This window comes from Leyella lascolaii, from assembly GCF_900079775.1.
Classification (GTDB): Bacteria; Bacteroidota; Bacteroidia; order Bacteroidales; family Bacteroidaceae; genus Prevotella; species Prevotella lascolaii.
The window spans coordinates 1-2,080 of the sequence record NZ_LT556059.1 but is presented as its reverse complement, the minus strand read 5'-3'; the positions used below and the strand labels follow the sequence as shown (position 1 = coordinate 2,080).

General features: G+C 41.2%; 1 protein-coding gene. It reads right to left on the bottom strand.

Annotated features, from left to right (window positions below; translation table 11 throughout):
- Nucleotides 1–636 precede the first annotated feature (636 nt).
- Nucleotides 637–1,626, bottom strand: a complete 990-nt coding sequence (locus BN4609_RS15460) for a tyrosine-type recombinase/integrase (RefSeq protein ID WP_068857384.1) — start codon at nt 1,624–1,626, stop codon at nt 637–639.
- Nucleotides 1,627–2,080 lie beyond the last annotated feature (454 nt).

Genomic DNA, 2,080 nt, shown 5'->3' with positions numbered 1-2,080 from the left:
TTGATTAAATAATAAAAAATATACACCTAATTCTCTCATACAACATGACCGGAAGTAATGCGACTTTTCGCTTTTATTCACCCTCCGTCATGCATTATCATTATCCGTTTTACTTATATCTTCTTACGTTTTTCCACCTAATGGAAAATATGTCTTACATCAGTCATTTATCCTTACTGTTTTTACAATCATTTTGTTATCTTTGCGTACACCTCTGTCGCAGAGGTGTATTATTTTGCCTTAATTTAGCATCAGTTTGCAAATTTAGTGTTTATTCGTATATGTAGCAAGCATTGCAATTTATATATTACAAATTTTAACTTTTATTGACCATAATCGTTAAAAAACTAATATTTAATTATACTTTGATAGAAAAGGATACAAAAACATGAAGATTCCGACTCATTACAATGTTGATTCGGTTAAATCTGTTTGTTTTTTCGCCTTAAATCACGATGTTTTGTCATTATGCCATCTTAAGTTGTGTAACGTGTGTGACATAGTTTTTGACAAAATGCAACGTGTTTTTGCATAATGCATAGCACGGCTTGCGAGCACGGTTAATGCCGGCAGTGACAGATGTGTGCCGGCATATGCTTGCTTATGTCTATACGGCTCACCCGTTTCATTCCCGCATCATGGCATGCCTTTGGAGTCGTCGTCGGTATTTGTGCTGCATACAGTGATTATCTTATGGTTGGCAGTTGCCAGATGACTGTTGTCAAGTTCCTTTATATATATTAAGGTGGTCATGGGGTTGGTGTGTCCCATAGCCCTTGATATTGTCTGCAATTCCACATTGGTCTGGAAAGCTATGCTCGCCCACGAATGGCGCGCCACATATGAGGTAAGCGGTCTGCTGAATCCAGCCCTCTTGCCAAGCCGCTTCAGGGCGAGATTGTAGTAGCTCAGCTGCTTCTGATACTCATTGTATGCCTCGGTCATGTCTGTCGACTCAAGCAGCGGGAACACATACACAGAATTAGTGCTGCTGTATTTCTGTATAATCTGTTCCATGCACGGCTCCACGGCTATGCGTATCATCTGTCCTGTCTTGTGCCTGTTATACACTATGCTGCCGCCTGCCACCTGTTCTTTTCTCAGAAAAGCCAGATCGATGAACGGCATGCCCTGGCAGTAGAAGCTGAACAGAAATATGTCGCGTGCCAGGGCAAGGCGTGAGCCTTTTGACAGCTTTAGCGCCGACAGTCTCTGTATGTCGTCCACGCAGAGCGACCTCTTGTATGTCGGCGTACAGCCTGTAAATATACGGCTGAACACCCTGCTTTTACTGTCTGTGGCACGGTTGTATATTGAGCGCAGCGAGCGCATGTAACACGACACCGTGTTAAGCGATACATTGCGTCTCAACAGCCATTTCTGATAGCTCTCGAGCATTTCTGTTGTTATTTCGTTCAGCATTATGTCTTCGCGTTTTATAAAGGTGAGAAGCGAGCGGAGGGCAGTGTCGTAGTTTGCCGCCGTGCTGAAAGACCCACGCTCACGGGCATTCAAAATTTCTTTTCTTGCGCAATCTACAAAGGAGCTGTTGTTTACGGTAACAGTATTCTTCTTTTCCTCAGCATCCTTCTGCAAAGATACATTGAATTGAAATTTGATTTTCATAATCGTAATTATTATGTTCTTGATTCCTTTACTTTATTCATTCACCGTTATGTACCGGAGCTTCTCATGCGTGTCCTGCATATACCGTCATAAAAGCATTTCCGGTATGTCAATGACTCCTTTCCATGTATGATGTCTTGCTGCATGACTTCAGTCTGTTTGTTCCGATTTTTACCAAATCGTCTAACACTTAAGACCACTCAGGATAGGCTTAAAATCAGCCATCCATGATTTAAAAGCATACACCTCTGCGACAGAGGTGTACGCAAAGATAACAAAATGATTGTAAAAACAGTAAGGATAAATGACTGATGTAAGACATATTTTCCATTAGGTGGAAAAACGTAAGAAGATATAAGTAAAACGGATAATGATAATGCATGACGGAGGGTGAATAAAAGCGAAAAGTCGCATTACTTCCGGTCATGTTGTATGAGAGAATTAGGTGTATATT

What these genes read in the sequence shown, in the direction of transcription:
- BN4609_RS15460 (WP_068857384.1), bottom strand. Translation starts at nt 1,626, where the DNA reads ATGAAAATCAAATTTCAATTCAATGTATCTTTGCAGAAGGATGCTGAG.